Source organism: Actinomadura harenae (assembly GCF_003696215.1).
Taxonomy (GTDB): domain Bacteria; phylum Actinomycetota; class Actinomycetes; order Streptosporangiales; family Streptosporangiaceae; genus Spirillospora; species Spirillospora harenae.
This window is the reverse complement of the sequence record NZ_RFFG01000254.1, coordinates 1-1825: the sequence shown is the minus strand read 5'-3', so window position 1 is coordinate 1825 and position 1825 is coordinate 1. Positions and strand designations below refer to the sequence as shown.

At 77.3% G+C, this 1825-nt stretch carries 1 pseudogene; it reads left to right on the top strand.

Annotated features, from left to right (window positions below):
• A pseudogene (locus EBO15_RS45000) lies at positions 1-1825 on the top strand (chromosome partitioning protein ParA); the annotation flags it as partial.

Genomic DNA, 1825 nt, shown 5'->3' with positions numbered 1-1825 from the left:
GAGCGGGCCCTGGCCGAGGCGGAGGCGGGCGCGTCGAGCGCGCCCGCGCAGATCCGGGCGCTGGCCGGGGCGGGCGTCGCGGCCGTCGGGCTGCTGGACGCCGTCGAGCTGGCCGAGGACGTCCGGGACCGCTGGGAGGCCGCGCTGTGGCCGTACCGGGAGGCGGTCGTGCTGGACGCGGCCGACCTGCCCGCCGCGTCCGAGGCGCTGCGCGCACTGCCGGGATCGATGATCGTCCCGGCGGACGGGGCGCTCACGCCGGACGCCGAGCCGCCGTCCGGGCTGCCGGAGGGGGTGGGCTGCGGGCTGCCGCTGACCCGGTTCTTCACCGCCCTGGACGGCGGGGACGGGTCCGGCGTGGTGATCGTCGGCGGGTTCCCGGAGCCGGTGACGGGGCGGGTCGCGCGCGTCCGGGCGGCGCGGGTGGCGCTGGAGTCCGCGCGGGAGGCCCTGGAGGACGCCCGGCAGGCCACCTCGGACGCGGCGGGCGACGTCGCGCTCGCGGCGCGGCGGCTGGCGGGCGCGGGGGCCGGGGCCAAGCTGGAGTCCGTCCGGGAGGCGATGACGGAGCTGCGCGCCGAGCTGGAGGACCTCGCGGGCGGCGAGGCGAAGCTCGGACCGCGCCTGGGCGCGGCGGAGCAGACGCTGCGGCGGCTCCAGGCGAAGGCCGACACGCGCGCGCTGGAGGTCGACCGGCTGCGCGGACGCCGCGAGGCGCTGGACCGCGACCGCGACAGGCTCGCGGCTAAGGCGGGCGAGCTGTCGGCGCGGCGGGCGGCGCTCGGGCTGGACGACCTCGAACGGGAGTGGGGCGAGCCGCGCGACGCCGCCGCCACGTGGCTCGGCGAGTTGTCCGCCGACGAGCGCACCTGGACGCCGGACGAGTGGTGGCACACGGCCGAGAAGCACCTGTCGGAGGCGCTGCGCCGGGTGTTCCCGGACGGCGTGGCCGACGAGGACATGCCGGAGGAGATCCGGTTCCTGCTGCGCGAGCGCGCCGAGGGCGAGGGCCGTCGCACCGAGCGGGAGCAGGCGACGTTCCCGCGCCTGGTCCGGGCCCTGGAGTCGTACCTGCGGCAGCAGGAGGACTACGAGCGGCACCAGCGCCGCCAGATCGAGGTCCAGATGACCGCGCGGCGCGCCGACCTGGACAAGGCGAGCCGGGGCGCGGACGAGGCCTCCGGGGCCGCCGAGGCGCACCGGACGGCGCTGACCGCCGCGATCCGCAGCCGCCTCCAGCGGGTCGCCGAGGAGTTCGAGAAGCTGGACGTCCAGTACGGCGGGTACGGCGCGACGCTGGAGTTCCCGACGCCCGAGCCGCCCGGGGACCCCGAGCAGGAGTGGCGCTGGAAGGTCACGCCGAAGTGGCGGCGCAGCGACGGGCAGCGGTACGTCCCGTACAACCGGCGCGCGAACACCGCGCTCATGGACGAGAAGGCCGTCAAGCTGGTGTGCGCGGCGGCGCTGGCCTCGTCCGGCGGCGGTCGGCTCTGCCTCGTCCTGGACGAGCTGGGCCGCAACCTGGGCAAGGAGCACCGCAAGGAGGCGGTCGCGCTGTTCCGGGAGATCGGCGAGCAGCACGGCATCACGGTGATCGGCGCGCTCCAGGACGACATGGAGCCGTACGCGATCGACGCCTGCGGCCAGTACATCAAGCTGCGCCGCTCGTCCGACACGATGCCGTACAACGAGCCGCCGGTCGTGGTCGGGTACGACGAGCACGAGCCGCGCGTCCGGCGCCTGGCCACCGCCGTGCTCTCCGCCCGCGCCTCGCTCGCGCCCGCCCCCCGGGACGGCGAGGCCGCCGACACGCCGGGCGGGCAGG